Source organism: Kamptonema formosum PCC 6407, assembly GCF_000332155.1.
In the GTDB taxonomy this organism is placed as follows: domain Bacteria; phylum Cyanobacteriota; class Cyanobacteriia; order Cyanobacteriales; family Microcoleaceae; genus Kamptonema; species Kamptonema formosum.
The window spans coordinates 2,430,494-2,447,869 of sequence record NZ_KB235903.1 but is presented as its reverse complement, the minus strand read 5'-3'; the positions used below and the strand labels follow the sequence as shown (position 1 = coordinate 2,447,869).

At 43.2% G+C, this 17,376-nt stretch carries 10 protein-coding genes; 2 read left to right on the top strand and 8 right to left on the bottom strand.

All coding sequences use genetic code 11. The features are described 5' to 3' along the window. Positions 1–211: 211 nt before the first annotated feature. From OSCIL6407_RS0115635 to OSCIL6407_RS0115610, 6 genes are all read right to left on the bottom strand, one after another. Positions 212–736 (bottom strand): pentapeptide repeat-containing protein, encoded by a 525-nt coding sequence (locus OSCIL6407_RS0115635; protein WP_007357103.1) that lies wholly within the window; start codon positions 734–736, stop codon positions 212–214. 87 nt (positions 737–823) lie between these two features. Then, entirely contained in the window at positions 824–2,107 is a 1,284-nt protein-coding gene (gene iscB / locus OSCIL6407_RS0115630; RefSeq protein WP_007357102.1) for an RNA-guided endonuclease IscB, read from the bottom strand. 318 nt (positions 2,108–2,425) lie between these two features. Beyond that, positions 2,426–4,102, bottom strand: coding sequence for a serine protease (locus OSCIL6407_RS0115625; RefSeq protein ID WP_007357101.1), 1,677 nt, complete (start codon positions 4,100–4,102; stop codon positions 2,426–2,428). Between the two features lie 132 nt (positions 4,103–4,234). Further along, on the bottom strand, positions 4,235–5,407 hold the full coding sequence (locus OSCIL6407_RS0115620; RefSeq protein WP_007357100.1) for a S1 family peptidase: 1,173 nt from the start codon (positions 5,405–5,407) through the stop codon (positions 4,235–4,237). Between the two features lie 74 nt (positions 5,408–5,481). Further along, a complete protein-coding gene (locus OSCIL6407_RS0115615) occupies positions 5,482–6,276 on the bottom strand; it encodes a COP23 domain-containing protein (RefSeq protein ID WP_007357099.1) in 795 nt (264 codons plus the stop codon). 182 nt (positions 6,277–6,458) lie between these two features. Next, entirely contained in the window at positions 6,459–6,917 is a 459-nt protein-coding gene (locus OSCIL6407_RS0115610) for a helix-turn-helix domain-containing protein (RefSeq protein WP_007357098.1), read from the bottom strand. A 228-nt stretch (positions 6,918–7,145) separates the two neighbouring features. On the opposite strand from OSCIL6407_RS0115610, the gene OSCIL6407_RS0115605 reads away from it, so the two are divergent. Continuing rightward, entirely contained in the window at positions 7,146–12,077 is a 4,932-nt protein-coding gene (locus OSCIL6407_RS0115605) for an esterase-like activity of phytase family protein (RefSeq protein WP_007357097.1), read from the top strand. A gap of 10 nt (positions 12,078–12,087) precedes the next feature. On the opposite strand, the gene OSCIL6407_RS0115600 is transcribed toward OSCIL6407_RS0115605, so the two are convergent. Continuing rightward, the gene (locus tag OSCIL6407_RS0115600; protein WP_007357096.1) at positions 12,088–12,888 is read right to left on the bottom strand and encodes a hypothetical protein; all 801 of its coding nucleotides are present in this window, start codon (positions 12,886–12,888) and stop codon (positions 12,088–12,090) included. 197 nt (positions 12,889–13,085) lie between these two features. Further along, positions 13,086–15,152 carry an amylo-alpha-1,6-glucosidase gene (locus OSCIL6407_RS0115595; protein ID WP_007357095.1) on the bottom strand — a complete coding sequence of 689 codons (2,067 nt, stop codon included), beginning with the start codon at positions 15,150–15,152 and terminating at the stop codon, positions 13,086–13,088. Between the two features lie 301 nt (positions 15,153–15,453). On the opposite strand from OSCIL6407_RS0115595, the gene treZ reads away from it, so the two are divergent. Continuing rightward, complete coding sequence (gene treZ / locus OSCIL6407_RS0115590) at positions 15,454–17,277, top strand: malto-oligosyltrehalose trehalohydrolase (RefSeq protein WP_007357094.1); 1,824 nt, start codon at positions 15,454–15,456, stop codon at positions 17,275–17,277. The last annotated feature ends 99 nt before the right edge of the window (positions 17,278–17,376 follow it).

Sequence of the window (17,376 nt, the reverse complement as noted above, 5' to 3'; positions counted from 1 at the left end):
TAAATGGTGACATCCTATAGCGCAGGACTTACGCACCCAACCAAAGAAACAGCGTTTTTTGAGGAAAATATAGGAGGAGGCAGGAGGAGTAGAAATGGTTTGGGCAATCAAAAATTCCTAACCATTGTGGCGGTTGCTATACTTCGCCCGAACCTACAGCTTTTCTCAAAAACCGGGTTTTTAGAGCCATGAGCGTTAAGTCCTATAACCTTTACCGACATCCTAAACTTTCGCGCGTAGAAACCCCCGTAACTGAATTTACGCCCTCTGCTTTCTCGCACAGTAAATTAACTTGATATGAGTCAATAATTGCATCAGTAAAATCAGCACCAGAAATTGCTGTATCGTAAAACCTAGTCCGAGTCAAAATAGCCTCTGTAAAATTAGCATTAGTTAAATTTGCACCATCAAATGTCACCCTATCTGCTAAAGCACCGGAGAGATTTGCATTTGACAAATTGGCATTGAGCAAAACTCCCTTAGTTAAAATTGCGTTAGTCAAATCAGCACCTTCAAAATTTGTATTTCGCATCTCAGCAGCAACAAAAGTTCCTCCGGCTAAATCAGCTTTAGAAAAATCGCGATTTGACAAGTTAATGTTAGTGTAATTAATATTTGTTTTCGGCAATGCAAAAGCAGGAGTAGCGCTCAGTAGTACCCACATACAAGCCAGGATTAAAATTACGATCGGGCTGAGCAGACGATGTAAAATGGGTTTAATGAAATTTGCTATCATAAAAACCTCACGGGAGCTTGGAAACCCAGTGGCTTTAGCCCTGGGAGGAAAAAGGACGCGGGATACTTTAGTGTCCCGTCAATAGTCTCAAAATCCATAGTTATATCCATCCTTTTGATGAATAGAAAAACAATATTTGTGGTTGATTCCTTGAATTAATCCCTGAACTGCTGACACATTAAAACTACCAGATGAGCGAACAGCGACCCTACCCGTATAAGTGCCAATCTTTTTACCAGAAGTAACAACAGCTTTTACAATGTCACCTGTTTGAAAACCTTTAACAAATTTTAATCTAGGGACATACCGAGACGGAAATCCGAACTTGTCTGTGCGACACATCTGCCTTGAGCCATGCCCAGTGGCTTTGATATTTAGAGGCTGATTTGCTAATACGGAAATATTAGGTGTATCGCCTACACAAGCGGCGTCAAAGAAGTGGGTTTTTGGTAATTCCAACCGTAGGCGGTTGAATTTGGTCATTCCGCCAGAACCCGTGACAATGATCTTACCTGTTTCTTTTAGGCGATTAAATAAAGCCCATCGGGTTGAGTTGACAGCAGCGGCATCCTTCAACGGGCGCTTAGCTTGTGACAAGATTTTCTTCAAAACATCGGGCTTTTTCGCCAAAAATACCTTGATGTCTTTAGTCCCTTTCTTGGTATTACAAGATTCACAGGCCAAGCACAGATTAGATATCCTATTGGTTCCACCTGATGATTTAGGTTGAATGTGTTCAACTTGTAGCGGTATATTTTCCTCGCCACAGTAAGCACATCTCCTCTCCCATTTTTCAAGAAGATACTCACGGACTTCGTAACCTTGTAACTCCCCTTGTTGATACTTAATTCCTGATATCTCTGGGGTTTCCATTTTTTGTAAATCGAATCTGACTAATTCTTGAAAAATTGTTTTAATTGGTGCAAGTCTTGACAACTTGTTTACCCAAGTTAAAGTCGTTTCTACGCGGTGTTGAAGGCTAGGAGCTAACCAACCTTTAGGTCTGGTTCGGTTTAAAAACCTCGCCTGACGATACCTTGTGTGCCGACTTCTGCGGCCGCGCCGTAGAGAGCGACGAGACTCTAGCAAAGCCTTAATTACTTGGCCGCGATGAGTTAATTCGGCTACCCAGATCAGATTAGAATCTAAAATTAGAGCAAACCCAGTAACTTTTGAACCAGGGTCAATCTTTAAAGTGACAGGCTGCGGGTCTTGAATCACCTCTTTTTTCAAAATCATCGTGAAAGGATAAAGTCGAAAAACTTTACATTTGCCAGCTTTTAACAGCTTGCGTGCCAAAGATGGTTTGCATGGTGTTAGTGGTTTGCGGTTGGCATCTAAAACAAAAACGTAATTTGGTTGGATAGACATTGTTGTGTCCCTTCGATTTCTCGTAAAGTTCGCTTTGCCAATGTTATCAGGGCTTTTTACGCTGGCAGCACTGTCTCAGTGACCTTAAGACTATTTAACTGCAAACAACAGAGCGGAAAACTAGCGTCGCATTCTTCGGTGTTATGACCCCAATAACGTAGTCAATTAAGACTTAGGCGGGTAAGCACGGCTTCAGTTTATTTGCTGAAGCCCCGTGTCTTCAGACCGGGGTTGCTTACAAAAATTGGTACTAGCAGAGTGAAAAATATCCACTTCCATTATGCAAAATTCTGGCATCGAAAATCAAACACCTCCCATTTACCAGAGCAAACCAGGTGTTGGTTTAGAAGGATTTGGTCTTTCATAGCGCGGCCGATTCAAACCAGGATTAGCTGAGTCTGAAATTAAACCCCTTGGGCCTATGGCATCAATAAAGTTTAAAATGTCAGGATCGTTAGGCTTAAGCTTCAGAGCTTGTTGTGCAGATTTTCGCGCTTCAGACTCGCGTTTGAGACCCACAAGCGCGGCCGCTCTCAGCATCCATAATTGATAGTTGTCAGGTGCGATCGCAATGCTAAGATCGTAAGCTAGCACTGCTTCAGAATACCGTTCCAACTCCAACAATAGCGTTCCTTTGAGAGTCCAGGCTTCCCCTTGCTTGGGATCGATTTGAATTGCCTTATCTAAAGATGCGATCGCATCTTGATACCGTCTCAAATCGTAAAGCGCCTCGCCTCGCCCAGTCCAGGCGGGTGCGAAATCTGGTTTAATTCTGATGGCTTGGTCATAAGACGCGATCGCATCCTCGTAACGCTGCAAATTTCCCGCTAGCAAATCACCGCGAATATACCAAGCAACATAGTCATCAGGTTTAAATTGAAGCGCGCGATCGAAAGATGCCAAAGCTTCTCGATCTTGCTTCAAAAAAGCTAGCAAAGCACCGCGATCGCGCCAAGCCAAATGGAAATCAGGCTTAATTTTAGTCGCGCGGTCATAAGACGCGATCGCTTCTTGATACCGTTCCATTGAAGCTAACACATTGCCGCGCCCGTACCAAGCTGGATAAAAATCAGAATTAATTTTAATTGCCTTATCGAAAGCTAAAAGTGCCTCTTCCAATCGCTCTAAACGATATAATTCATTACCGCGATTTGCCCAATCAACAGCATTAGAACTACCCGCAGCAGTAGGAGCTTGTAAAAAAGCTTCAATCGAGCGAGATTCTTGTTGAGTTAACTCCAAAGGTGGGGAACTTTCTACTTTCAAACTTAACTTAATTCCTGACTGCTGAATAGCTCTCAAAAATTTTGCTACAGGTACGCCAGAACTGAACCCAAGCTTAACGCGATAAATCTCTCTCGACTTAGCATCATATATTTTCTCACCTTCAGACTGTCCATGAATACCAATCACTCGCCCCTGAGTATCTAACACAGGAGAACCGCTCATTCCTACCTCAGTTATATTAGTATAGAAAAGCTCGTAACCCTCAGAAACAGCGTCTTTAATAAAAGCCAACTTGTAATCGTTGCTAATCAATAATCCAGCATTAAACAAACGCCTTCTATTGGCGATCGGTAGTTTCGACTCTTGCCATCCAGAAACGAAAACATACTTAAATCTCGCATCATAATCGTAATTAGCCAGAGTTGCAACTTTATAGTTTTGGTTGCTTGTAAACTCCAACAAAGCTAAATCTAAACCTGGTAATTTTCTGACAGCACGGTAGTTTAAAGGATATCGTTTACCGTCAGGAGTCGCGATCGCATATTCATCTTCTGTGGCTACAACGTGCTTAGCCGTCAGGACATAATAAGCATTGCCATTTCTAGCAACAATTACTCCAGAACCAGGATTTATTCCATCAATTAATACTGTAAACTCTGAGGCAATTCTGTTAACTTGATTAGCAGTTAAGGCGGCTACTGGCTGAGGTTGAACTAGCACAATAGCGGCACCTGTTAATGCTGCGGAAATCCCATGATAAAGATTCATTTTTTTACCTTAAATATAGTTTTACTCTCTCTAAATCTCTCTCCTAAAAGAAGCTTATTCGCCTAACTTTATAGGAAAGAGGCTGATATTTAGGTTTCTCAACTCCTATTCCTACTTATTTTTTAAGCGTTATTATTCCATAAAAACTGAATCCAGGCTTACAGGTTTATGATGTACAATTGGCTTAGATACCTTTAAACTCAACAAATCCATAAACGAAGATAAACCCCCATGATTGCCACTCCAATGACGAGTAGGTAAACTATCAGGAAGAGAGGCGAACTGCGGAGCTAATTGGGCAAAAGTATCAATCGGAATTGCGAAAGCTAAAGCAATCATCCGATCGCGGACATCTGCACTAGGTAAAGAACCATCTTTATACACATAAGGATCGCCCCAGAGAGGATAAGCGTGCATTCCATTAATCCCTACAACTTCACCCTGAATGTTAAGCAGAGGCCCGCCACTCATGCCTTTTTGAATATCATTAGTGTAACCAATTTTATAGCCTTGTTCTAAAGCTCGATCGGGTAATAGCGAAACCCACCCTTTTGTTAGTATAAATCCCCGCCCATCAAAGGGAAAGCCTGCTGCAAAAACTCGTTCTCCTTCTGATAGTGTTCTTGAACTTTTCAGGGAGGCAATCGCATAAAATTTATCAAGACTGCGGAACTGCAAAACAGCCAAATCATTACCGCCGAAAGGCATATTTATCAAAGGCAAATTAGCCTCATAAGTATAACCATCAGGAGTTTCGATAATATAGGGAGAGTCGCCTAAATTCAAGACATGACGGTTGGTAACTACTGTATAAACTTGACCTTGCCTTTGTAGCAAAATTCCTGAACCCCAACTATTTCCTGACCTCACCTTGACAGTGATCGATTTGGCAACTCGATCTAGATGAAATCCTCGATCAAAACCACAAGTTAAAGCAGATTTTAAATCAGTTGGAGGCAAAACACTACCAACCCGATCGGATGCTTTCTTGCGCTCGAGAGGAAGCCTAAGTAGGGGTAGATTTAATTCACTTGAAAACTGCTGTACTTTTTTACAGCCTGCTAAACTATCTATGCTAGAACTAGCAAATTTAAGCTCGGAATCAGTTTTAGATACAGCCTGAGATTGAAAAAAGAAAATAGCAATTAAAACTGGCAATGAAAACAAAATAGCAGAATTAAAATTCGTCAGTTTGGCTTGACTAAATCCCCTACTTCTCTGCTTTAAATATTCTCTCAAATCATCCCCACTCAAAATTGATACCTCCACTGTATAGCGCCAAATAAGAATCAAAGCATCAGCCATTTACAAAGACAGAATTCAGAATCTAGAACCATTTCTAAATTCTGAATTCTGACTGCTGAAGTCTTAACTGAATACTACCAAGCCCCACTCCTCCGCTGAGAATTAGAAACTCCAGAATTGGGAAAGTGGGCAACGCCTCCGATACTTTTCAGGTAATTATTCATATCGAAATAGAGGCGAGAGCCACTTTCTTCTAGCGGGCCAGCAGCACCCGAACGAATATCAAAAAGGTTTTGCATTACCCGGTTAGCATCTTCACCCTGTTTGAGTGTGAATAATACCCCCGTACAAGCGCCACCTTTAGTATTAGAAACACAGATTACAGGTTGACGGTTAACAGTACCAGTTGTAATGTAATTCAACGAACCATTATTAAAGAACTGCTGAAATTTAGCAGATACTTGGCGACACCGGGTTAGAGGTTCATAGCCATGATCGGAAAAGTAATTGGAAACCCAACGAATTACAGGAGTAGTACCTTTTTGTGTTTCCACAAAGGTTGTAGGAACACCGTTGTTATCCCCACAGAAAAAACGGTGAGTAGCTTGAGGAGGTTTTACTTCCTCCGCCTTTGGCTCTTGCTGACAAGTATTAGGATGCTGATTGTTGCAAGATTCTACTTTGGGTTCCGAGCAATTATTAGGGCGGTTGTCATTGCAAGCCTCTCGATGATTGTTATTACAATCATCTGGACGATGTTCATTGCAGACATCTCGATGATTGTTGTTGCAATTATTCCTACCGTTATTAGTGTTACAGCTATTCAGATCCTGAGTTCTACTTGCAGAACTGGGCTGGCTTGCGGCTGTGGTAAGGCTGAAGGCGAGCGCAGTTACCATCAGCACTTTTATCAAGACTTGCAGTTTCATTTTTTGGTGTCAAGTTCAGTATTTTAGGGTGAATAGATAGTTGTGAAGGTCAAAATGATAGCTTCTAGAAAGAATTAAGCTCGATCGAGCTATTATTTCCTTCATCAGCAACCCTCGTACCATCTCTCCATGTTTTATAAACAGATCCGGAAATAAATTGAGAACAGAAAAGAGTGGGTTAGTTATGTATCTATTTCTTTTGCCTGTGCGGTTCCGCCTAACCGCTTGAGATAGTCCCAGCCACGCTGGGGCCAGACATGATCGCTGCCAGTCTTTTCTGCAATCCAGCGAGCGACTTTGGGGCCTGACCATGCCTTACCATCGGGTGCAGGGCCTTGCAGTGCTTGCCGCAGTTCCTCTTTTTGGGCGGGTGTCAACAGGGATTTTGCAGGCGGCGGCTGGCGTTCTCCGCTGCGGTTTCTGACAGAACTTGGCCCTTCGCGGTTGTAGCGTTGGACTATTTCTTTGGCGTAATCGTAGTTGATACCTACGACTGCGGCGGAGTGCTTAATAGTCCAATCCCTAGCAACCAACAGCAGCAGATGCCACCGACGGGATTCAGTGGCATCTTGGGTCTGTCGATAGCGATTTTTGAGTTCGCAAATTGTGAGGTGAGGTTCTATGTGAGCTTTTGGCGGCATACCTCCGATCGGGCATCAGGAAGGTCATTTTATATATCCTGCGTTTGCTGAAAAATCCGGATAAAATTCTCAGGAATTATGAACTTCTCACGTAATGCCCCCTCTGGGAGGTAACAATACTGCCTAGAGGGGGCGTTACAAACAATTATGGGTAAGCATTAAGAAATTAAGGCTAGAATTATTGAGTGCATAATCGTTTAAAGATGATCGGCTTCTATCAGGTGTGCCATGCTAATATCTACCACTCCAGCTTTCAAAGCGATCGCGTTTATTGATGCAGCGATTCCTGACTTTCAAACTCTCGTCAACGGCGTTGAAATCGGCACAGAAGTAATAGTAGTAGATTCATCGCGGGGCGGCGTAGAGCAAATTAGTGACATTTTAGCAAGTCGCAAAAGTATAAAAAGTATTCATATAGTTTCTCACGGTTGTTCTGGAAGTTTGCAGCTAGGTTCAATTTGGCTGAATCTTGATAACTTAGAAGCCTATACTCAGGATTTGCAACAGTGGTCAGCAGCTTTAGCAGATCGGGCTGAGATCCTTTTGTACGGGTGCGAAGTGGCCGCAGGGAAGAAGGGAAAGGCTTTTGTACAACAAGTTAGTCAGTTGGTAGGGGTGGATGTTGCAGCTTCAATTAACTTGACTGGAAATAAAGCATTAGGTGGGGACTGGGATTTAGAGTTTGCTACAGGTGAGATTGAAACTCCTTTGGTATTCAGTCGGGAGGTGATGCAGACTTACAACTATGTTTTGATGCCAGATATAATCATCAATGAATTTCGCCGAGATGGACAGTTTGCCAACACTGAATATGTTGAGCTTGTCCTGACTAAAGACTTAACATCGGCTGAGATGAATAGTTTTTTTGTGGGCGATTCAACTGCTACCACAGATGCTAAGTATTCAGCTTACCAATTTATTAATATGGCGACCATTGCTCCTATTTTTAAGGCAGGAACAATAGTCGCCATCGGTGGTACAACTGCAATTGGGACAGAGGATACTAGCTACAACCCTGTCCCAGGTGGAACTAATGCTGATTGGAATATTCAATTGCAAATTGGCGGCGGATTCCTCAATAAAGTGGTGCCCGCCGGCATAGCTCATGGGGATTTTGCTGCAACTGATGTTGTTTGGGTAGATACTAGCAGCACTAGCACTACGTCCGTTGACTCGATTACGTGGGATAATACTCCCGGAGCATTCGGAAGTGCAGCTAAGGTACAAATTACCGCACCAAATAATGGTGCCAATGTCGAATTTACAAACAGTATTACTGCTGTCAATGTAACCGCTAATTATACTATTAATAGTTCGGGATCTCTGGGTTTGCCCAACGGCGGAATTAACACTGTTTGGATTGATAATTTAAGAAATCCTATGGCACCCTTGAATTTTATTGGCTCAGAAACATTTGCTTCAAATACAAATTATGCAGGTACAACATTAGGCGGCTTGTCGGGCATTACTTACAATTCTACCAATAATACTTACTATAGTATTTCTGACGGTCGTAATATTGTAGGTAGTCCCGACGATCCTCGATTTTATACCCTCACAATTGATGTAAGTTCGGGGGCATTGTTACCGGGAGGGGTTGCTTTTACAGGTGTAAGAACTATAGGCAATCCGCCTCCTTTTGGCAGCGATACTTCTGATACAGAGGGTATTGCTTTAGCTTCTAATGCGACGGATGTATACATTTCTTCCGAAGGAATTTTCAGCGGCGCTAACCCAACTTCTCAGCCTTTTATCAATACTTTTAACATCTCAACAGGACAGCAAAACCAGGCACTAACTATTCCTAGTAAATTTATAGCATCAGCAGGTGCTACTGGTATTACTAGCAATAGAGCTTTTGAAAGTCTGACTATTACCCCCGATCAACAGTTTCTATTTACGGCAACTGAACAAGCTTTAAAACAAGACGGTACTGCTAGTAATTCGCGGATTTTGCGATACAATTTATCTACAGGTACACCCGATCGAGAATTCCTCTATGAAACTGATTCTGGAAACGGTATTTCTGAATTATTGGCACTGGATAATAATACCTTTCTCGCTATAGATCGTAATGTAACAACGGGAGTAGGGAAGCTATATCAGTTGTCTTTTGAAGGCGCAACCGATATTTCTTCTGGCTTCGATCCTCTTCCTGGTAGTGGGGTTACAGCAGTTAAAAAAACTTTGGTTCTTGATTTATCTTCTTTTCCACTAGGTACTAATTTTGAAGGGATGACTTTTGGCCCGCCGCAGGCAAATGGGAAGCGATCGCTAATACTTGTATCCGACAACAATTTTGGCGCTGGTTTCGGAATTCCCACTGCATTCGCAGCTTTCACTGGCAACAATGCGCCTGTATTAGATAATAGCCTTTCGCCTACGCTAACATCAATTAACAAAAACATAGCACCTGCCAGCAACCTTGGTACAGTGGTTTCTAGTTTGATTGGCGGAGGTGCTGTCACCGATCCCGATACAGTAGATACTCAAGGGATGGTCGTGACATCGGTGGATAATAGTAATGGTAGTTGGGAATATTCAACTGATAATGGCTCTAATTGGACTTCACTAGCGCCGACGACAACGGCTTCTGTGTTATTAGCTGGAAATGCCTTAATTCGCTTTCTTCCTAGCCTTAACTATAGCGGAATAGCTAATATTAATTATCGAGCTTGGGACGGAACTACTGGTACTAATGGAGGGACGGTAGACATTTCAGTGGCTAGCAGTGTTGGTGGAGTATTTGCCTTTAGCAACGCCATTGAGACTGCGACAATTACTGTCAACGATCCTGGTATATTCAGTTTCAGCAGTCCTACTTACAGTGTTAATGAAAATGGTGCAACTGCTACTATTACTGTTGAACGTACTGGTAGCGGTAATGTAGCGGTTAATGTTAGTTATACGACTTCTGATGGTAGTGCCAATGCAGCGATTGATTATACTGCTGTTAATGGTACTTTAAGTTTTGGCAGTGGCGAAATCAATAAAAATTTCACTATTCCTATTACTAATGATACTTTAGTAGAAGGAGATGAAACTGTAAATTTAAGCCTCACTTCTCCCACCAATGGGGCAACTTTGGGAACGCAAAATACGGCAACTTTAACCATTAATGATGATGACGTTGCTGACCCTGGTATATTTACTTTCAGCAATCCCACTTACAGTGTTAATGAAAACGGTTTAACTGCGACAATTACGGTAAATCGTACAGGTAGTGCTAATGTTGCTGCTAATGTTAGTTATACCACTTCTGATGGTAGTGCCAATGCAGGGAGTGACTATACTACTATTAATGGTTCTTTAAGTTTTGGGATTGGCGAAATTAATAAAATTTTCACTATTCCTATTACTAATGATACTTTAGTAGAAGGGAATGAGACAGTTAATTTAAGTTTAAATTCTCCCACAAATGGGGCAACTTTGGGAGCTAATTCTCAGGCTGTTTTGACTATTGTAGACACTACTCCAACGCCGACACCTGTTCCCACGCCAATACCAACACCATCAGTTACCCCAACACCAACACCAATTCCATCAAATACGCCAATTCCAACACCAATTCCATCAGTAACTCCAGCGCCATCAGTTACACAGACACCATCAGTTACCCCAACACCAATACCAATTCCATCACTAACTCCAACGCCATCAGCAACTCCAACGCCATCAGTAACTCCGATTCCATCAACAACTCCAACGCCATCAGTTACACAGACACCATCATTTACCCCAATTCCAACACCAATTCTATCAGTAACTCCAACGCCATCAGTAACTCCAACGCCATCATTTACACAGACACCATCAGTTACCCCAACACCAACACCAATTCCATCACTAACTCCAACGCCATCAGTAACTCCAACGCCATCATTTACACAGACACCATCAGTTACCCCAACACCAACACCAATTCCATCAGCAACTCCGATTCCATCAAATACGCCAATTCCATCAGCAACTCCAACGCCATCAGCAACTCCAATTCCATCAGTTACGCTAACGCCAACTCTGACATTAATTCCTTCCCATTTTGATGAAACCGATTGTATTTGCAAACAGATTAGCTTACCAAGCCTGAGTTCTATTCCTGACCTTAATTCGACAGATAGCACTCTCAACGGGACGGATAACGATGACATTCTCATCGGTAGTAATGCTAATGATGCTATTAATGGTTTTGGCAATAATGATATTTTGTTTGGCCAGCTTGGAAATGATAATATTTATGGGGGATTTGCTAGCGAATTTCCTATTGGTTCGGAAAGCGATCGCGACTTACTTCTAGGCAATGAGGGTAATGATTATATTAATGGCAATGCTGGCAATGATACTATCTTTGCGGGCAAGGATAATGATGTGGCGATCGCGGGTAAGGATGATGATTTAATCTGGGGCGATCGCGGTAATGATACTATAATTGGCGATGAGGGTGCAGATAGCTTATTTGGAGGCACTTTCAACCCCTTCGATCCTGATTTGAATGGCCGCGATCTCCTATTTGGTGGTACTGGAAACGACTTTTTGAGTGGACAAGAAGGGGAAGATACGCTTTTGGGAGGCGAGGATAATGATACTATACAAGGCGGCAAGGATGATGATGTGATTTTGGGTGGCGATCGCGATGATTTGTTGTGGGGCGATCGCGGTGATGATACTATCTGTGGTGGCGATGGGAACGATACGATTTTTGGTGATATTGGTAGCGCGATCGCACTCGCTGCTAACGGTGAAGAAGATTGTATCTGCGGTGGTAGCGGTAATGATTTGATTTTTGGCGGTGAGGGTGACGATCGCCTAGACGGTGATGAAGGCAATGATACTCTCTACGGTGGCAAAGATAACGATTCTTTGAGGGGGGGAAGTGGTGAGGATTGGCTGTGCGGGGATTTGGGGGATAATATACTCGTGGGTGGGAGTGGTAGCGATCGCTTTGTTTTGGGTTTAGGGGGAAGTGATGCGATCGCAGATTTTACGGTTGGTGAGGATTTCTTGATTTTAAGGGGTGGCTTGACTTTTGAGCAATTAAGTGTTAGTCAAGATGTTGGTGGAAGTTTAATTGCGATCGCTACAACTGGTCAAGTCTTAGCTACCCTCAGCGGGGTGCAAGCTAATCTGATTACTCAAGATAATTTTAGGCTAATTGGGTAATTGCTAAACTTCATCTTTGTCGGGCAAATTTAGCATAATCACCCAACCATTCTGACTTAGGATTTAGTTCAAACAGCGTGACTTCTATCATTGCCAATAATAAATTTTTTCTCTTTAGCGATCGCTTGCGATAAGTGGTTGCTTCCTGCTCTATCTTAACGTAATTCTCCCACGAAACATCTGTCAATACTGTAATACCTAAATCCGCCACCATCCGCTGGCGAAATTCCAAATGCTTCTCAAATACTTCCTCTAAGCTGAGATCGGGATAGCAAATCCGTACAGATTTTGGATTGCGCCAAAAACCATAAGGAATGCTATCTATAACATTAGCTTGGCGGTTAACAGTACCTAACTGCCAACCTTCATCTAAGTTACTGGAGATCGCAATTTGCCTTATCAATAATTCTCCTGTTTTTTGAAAACTCTGAGTAACTTCCGCATAGCAATAGTGTTGAGGATGAGCAAAACACCTCCCTAAACCAGGATTTTCCCCTGTTTTATAATCTATTAACTGCACAAATCCCAGAGATTCTAAGGCGCTAGTTTGCTGTTGCAACCAAGTAATATTTAGCAAGGGGTTATCTGTCACTATCGCTGATTGATACTTAAATTCATCGGGCATTCCCATCAGCAACTTAGATTTAATATAGGACAATAGCCATAAAAAACAAAGCGAGAATAAAAAAGTGATAACGAGACCTACTTTCAGACCAAACCAATAGAAAATAGCTAAAATTGGAATGAGACACACAAAAATAAAACTGCTCAATATCGACCAGAAAATTTGTGCTGCACTACTCGATTTCATAATATTTTTGATGGGTTGATGAAGATGTTGGCGATCGCCGATTTTAGGGAGGAAAAGATTTACTAATTTTAACAGGTGGCTTGACCGAGCAACACGAGACTGTATAAATTTAACCCGCGCAGGCGGGTTTTGTTTGTGTAGACGCGGTTTCTAACCGCCCTCTTAACCGCCCTCTTAACCCCCTTTTAACATTCCTTTTAACATTGTGCGATCGCCCAAACCCGAAGCACCTCAGCCACCGTCCACGCCTGGGCAATACAACCCCTCGGCTGCATGGGGGCATCCCCATCAAAAATCTCACTTAAACTCCCCACCCCGTGCGCCAATAGATGATTAGCCATAGGTTCCAGAAATTCCCTAACTCGCGCCGGATCTTTGTATACCTGTAAGTGAGCTAAAGCAAAGGAGCCGATCGACCAGCCCCACACAGTACCCTGATGATAAGCACCGTCACGCTGGAAGCGATCGCCTCCATAAATACCTTGATATTGCGGATCTTCCGGGGCAAGACTCCGCACACCGTGAGAAGTGAGAAGATGCTGAGCGCAAACATCCACTACACAGCGTTGCTGAATTGGCGTAAGTAAGGAGGGATAACCAGCCAGCTTTTTACTCCCCGCCAGCGCCAAGAAAGGGTTAGCAGGTTGGGGAGATGCAGAAGAAGCTGGAGAAATCTGCAACGACACCGCGAATAACTGATTAGACCTAAGTGAGGCATCGTGGCCGCCGGGCCCGTCCAAAACATCGTAACAATAACCCACCCCATCATTCCAGAAACGGGTAAAACCCTTTGCCGTCGCCTCAGCCAATCTCTCATACTCTATGTGAGACTTGCCCAGCCTTTGAGCAAAATTTACCATTGCCTGTAGCGCATTGTACCAAAGAGCGCTAATCTCAATCGGCTTCCCAATCCGGGGAGTCACCACCCAATCCTCAACCTTGGCATCCATCCAAGTGAGCTGTACGCCCGTTTCACCAGCGTAAATTAAACCATCATCGGGGTCGAGATGTATATTGTAGCGAGTTCCCTGCCGATGCCAATCAATGATTTCTGCCAAAACAGGCCAGAGTTCCCCTAGAAGTTGGTCGTCCCCAGTGGCCTCACAATAGGTACGGATTGCCTCAAAATACCACAGCGTCGCGTCTACAGTATTATATTCAGGAGCGTCCGCCCCATCAGGAAAGCGATTTGGCAACATTCCTCGATCTACATAGCGAGCAAAAGTGCGAAGGATCGACCGCGCTACGTCGTAACGCCCAGTACAGATTGTGAGGCCGGGGAGGCTAATCATCGTATCGCGACCCCAATCACTAAACCAAGGATATCCGGCAATGATGCTTTTCCCATCTGGTTCGTTAGCTAGAGGGCGGTTGACGATAAACTGGTCGGCAGCTAGCACTAAATGGTTCACCCACTCAGGATTATTGCTCACTTTTGACCAGGTTTGCAGTAATTCTTGCTCGTAAGTGCGGCGCAAGTGTAAGGCTGCTTCGCCATTTAGATCGGGATTTTTCTCAGTGCTAGCTACTAAAGTGAGAAAATCTCCGGGTTCAATCGTAATGTGAAAAGTCGTTGCGTGCAAATGATTCTCACAATGATCCATGCCGCGATATTTTTCCACTGCTAAGTCAAATCCGTAATGCCAATCATAAGCGGGTAGAGAGAGGTGAAATTTAGCGTTTGGCTGGGCATCTACGAGCAGATAAAGGGGTATGGCTCTGGGAAAAGCAGTCACGCAGACTCCTTTTTCAATCGGATCGATGCTCATCCGCCAGTCGTCGGCGTTGGTAAGGTGGTGATAGTCGCGATAATTGACTAAGGCTTTAATAGCGAGGGTTAAGGGTTTTGTGGCGCGGCGCAGATAGTAGCGGATATAGGTTGTGTTAGCACCTTGCTGCATCCAAATCCGCTTTTCTAGAAGTGCGTCAGCACAAGCAAAGCTCCAGACAGGTGTAGTGCCTTCGAGGTGAAAGCGTTCGATGTACTTGTAGCCGTGCGGTTCCACAGTGCCGTCAGCCCAACGATTTGTATAAAGCGGATAGGTATAATTATTGTATAAAGCGGTTTCGTCTAACTTTGCCAGCATCAAAGTGCGGCCTAGCGGCGGTTTGAGAGCTGCTACCAGCATACCATGATAGCGGCGAGTGAGCAGATTCGCGATCGCTCCTGAAGCATAACCGCCGATACCGTTTGTTACCAACCACTCGCGAGACTCAACCGAGTCGAGATTCCCGCAGATTTCCCGTCCAAAGGCAATAACCATAAAAAAGTAGGCTCAGATTACGTTTAATTATGCCCACCAAATCGGTGCAAGCTACAATGCAGATTTTGCGATTTTTTGCTGTTTTTTCAGTTACAATTATAGCATTTAGTTACTCTGTCTAAAGTTAGTTGTTTATAACTTTAACTCTAGTTACTTTCAAAATAGGCGTTTTCAAGTCAAACTCACCTTGACTTAACGGGCGATCGCAGCAAAGTTCAAATCTTCGCAACTATTTGCTTTATCCCCATTATCGCCGCCATCATCAAAAAGTAAAATTAACTTTGAAATAGGGAAAATAAACGTGAAAGTTGGTGCTGAATATCACGGTGTAGGTAAATGTAAATTTACAGTTTGGGCTCCCACTCTCCAAGAGGTCGCGCTACAAATTGTTTCCCCAGAGAAACGCCTCATTCCCATGCAAAAAGAATCCGATGAAGGCTACTGGGAAGTAACAGCTACAGACATCGAACCGGGAACGCTTTACTATTACCAACTTGAAGGAACCACCGACAAACCAGATCCCGCATCCCGATATCAACCACAAGGCGTACATGGGCCATCTGAAGTTATTGACCCAACTAGATTTACGTGGACAGATGCAGAGTGGAAAGGGGTGCCGTTAGCGGAAATGGTTATCTATGAATTGCACGTCGGTACTTTTACCAGTGAAGGTACATTTGAGGCCATAATTCCCCGACTGGGAGCTCTAAGCGAGTTAGGAATTAACGCCATTGAAATTATGCCAGTTTCCCAATTTCCAGGCGAACGTAACTGGGGTTATGATGGTGTCTATCCCTACGCAGTACAAAACTCCTATGGTGGGCCGGAAGGGTTCAAAAAATTTGTGAATGCCTGTCACGAACATGGCATCTCAGTAATTCTTGATGTTGTCTACAATCACCTCGGCCCCGAAGGCAATTACCTCTCTCAATTTGGCCCCTACTTTACCAATAAATATCATCCTATTTGGGGAGACGCTCTCAACTTTGACGATCGATATAGCGATGGAGTTCGCAACTATTTTCACGAAAATGCTATTTATTGGTTCCAAGAATATCACATTGATGCTCTGCGTTTAGATGCCATTCAAGCAATTTTTGAAGTAGGCGCTAGACCATTCTTGCAAGAGCTGACAGACCTAACTGCTGACCTTTCTCAAGAATTAGGACGGAAGTTTTATCTAATAGCAGAGAGTGACTTAAATGATGTTCGAGCTTTACGTCCCAAGGAGGTATGCGGCTTTGGATTAGATGCCCAATGGTGCGACGATTTCCACCACTCCTTACACACCTTACTTACGGGAGAAAATGACAGATATTACCAAGATTTTGGGAAGTGCGAACATCTAGAAAAAGCCTTTAGAGAAAGCTTTGTTTACTCTGGACAATACGCCCCTCATAGAAAAAGAAAACACGGAAACTCTGCTCTAGAAGAACCAGGTCATAAATTTGTTGTATTTTCGCAAACTCACGACCAAATTGGCAATAGAATCTTGGGAGATAGATTATCCAAGATAGTCTCTTTTGACGGTTTGAAACTTGCCGCTGGTACTGTCTTAGTTTCTCCTTATATCCCGTTCTTTTTTATGGGGGAAGAATACGGGGAAGAAGCACCATTTTTGTACTTTGTTTCTCACTCTGATGTGGACTTAATTGAAGCCATACGGAAAGACAAGCAAGAAGAATTTAAAGTCTTTGAAGGTAGAGGAGAATTCCAAGATCCCCAAAGTTATGACACTTTTAATAACTGCAAGCTTAACTGGGAAAAACAGCAAGAAGGCAAACACAAAGTTTTACGGGAATGGCATCAAAAATTAATTCAAGTACGCCGCACAATTCCGGCCATGAAAAAACTGGACAAGAAAAATCTAGATGTGTCTAGTAACGAAGATGAAAAAATCTTATTTCTACGTCGCTGGAGTGATGACAGTCAGATATTTTGCATTTTAAACTTCAAAGAGAGAAATGTGACGTTTAAGGCTGCACTTCCCCAAGGCAACTGGAAGAAGATTCTAGACTCTTCTGAGGAAAAATGGATGGGTTCTGGTTCTCAATTGCCTGAAAAGATCTCACCTGGTCAGGAATTGACCATAAAGCCGCATACTTTTGTACTTTATGAGCTATAAAAGTTATAGGAGTAGGGTAGCGATCGCCTCAATAATTTGTAACTATTAAGTTACAAGGTTGCTGTAGCGAGCGCCCCTCATACAAATGCCAAGTGAATA

Bases quoted from the DNA above. Each gene is read 5' to 3' on its own strand.
- OSCIL6407_RS0115635 (WP_007357103.1), bottom strand. From the start codon at position 736: ATGATAGCAAATTTCATTAAACCCATTTTACATCGTCTGCTCAGCCCG.
- iscB (WP_007357102.1), bottom strand. From the start codon at position 2,107: ATGTCTATCCAACCAAATTACGTTTTTGTTTTAGATGCCAACCGCAAA.
- OSCIL6407_RS0115625 (WP_007357101.1), bottom strand. From the start codon at position 4,102: ATGAATCTTTATCATGGGATTTCCGCAGCATTAACAGGTGCCGCTATT.
- OSCIL6407_RS0115620 (WP_007357100.1), bottom strand. From the start codon at position 5,407: ATGGCTGATGCTTTGATTCTTATTTGGCGCTATACAGTGGAGGTATCA.
- OSCIL6407_RS0115615 (WP_007357099.1), bottom strand. From the start codon at position 6,276: ATGAAACTGCAAGTCTTGATAAAAGTGCTGATGGTAACTGCGCTCGCC.
- OSCIL6407_RS0115610 (WP_007357098.1), bottom strand. From the start codon at position 6,917: ATGCCGCCAAAAGCTCACATAGAACCTCACCTCACAATTTGCGAACTC.
- OSCIL6407_RS0115605 (WP_007357097.1), top strand. From the start codon at position 7,146: ATGCTAATATCTACCACTCCAGCTTTCAAAGCGATCGCGTTTATTGAT.
- OSCIL6407_RS0115600 (WP_007357096.1), bottom strand. From the start codon at position 12,888: ATGAAATCGAGTAGTGCAGCACAAATTTTCTGGTCGATATTGAGCAGT.
- OSCIL6407_RS0115595 (WP_007357095.1), bottom strand. From the start codon at position 15,152: ATGGTTATTGCCTTTGGACGGGAAATCTGCGGGAATCTCGACTCGGTT.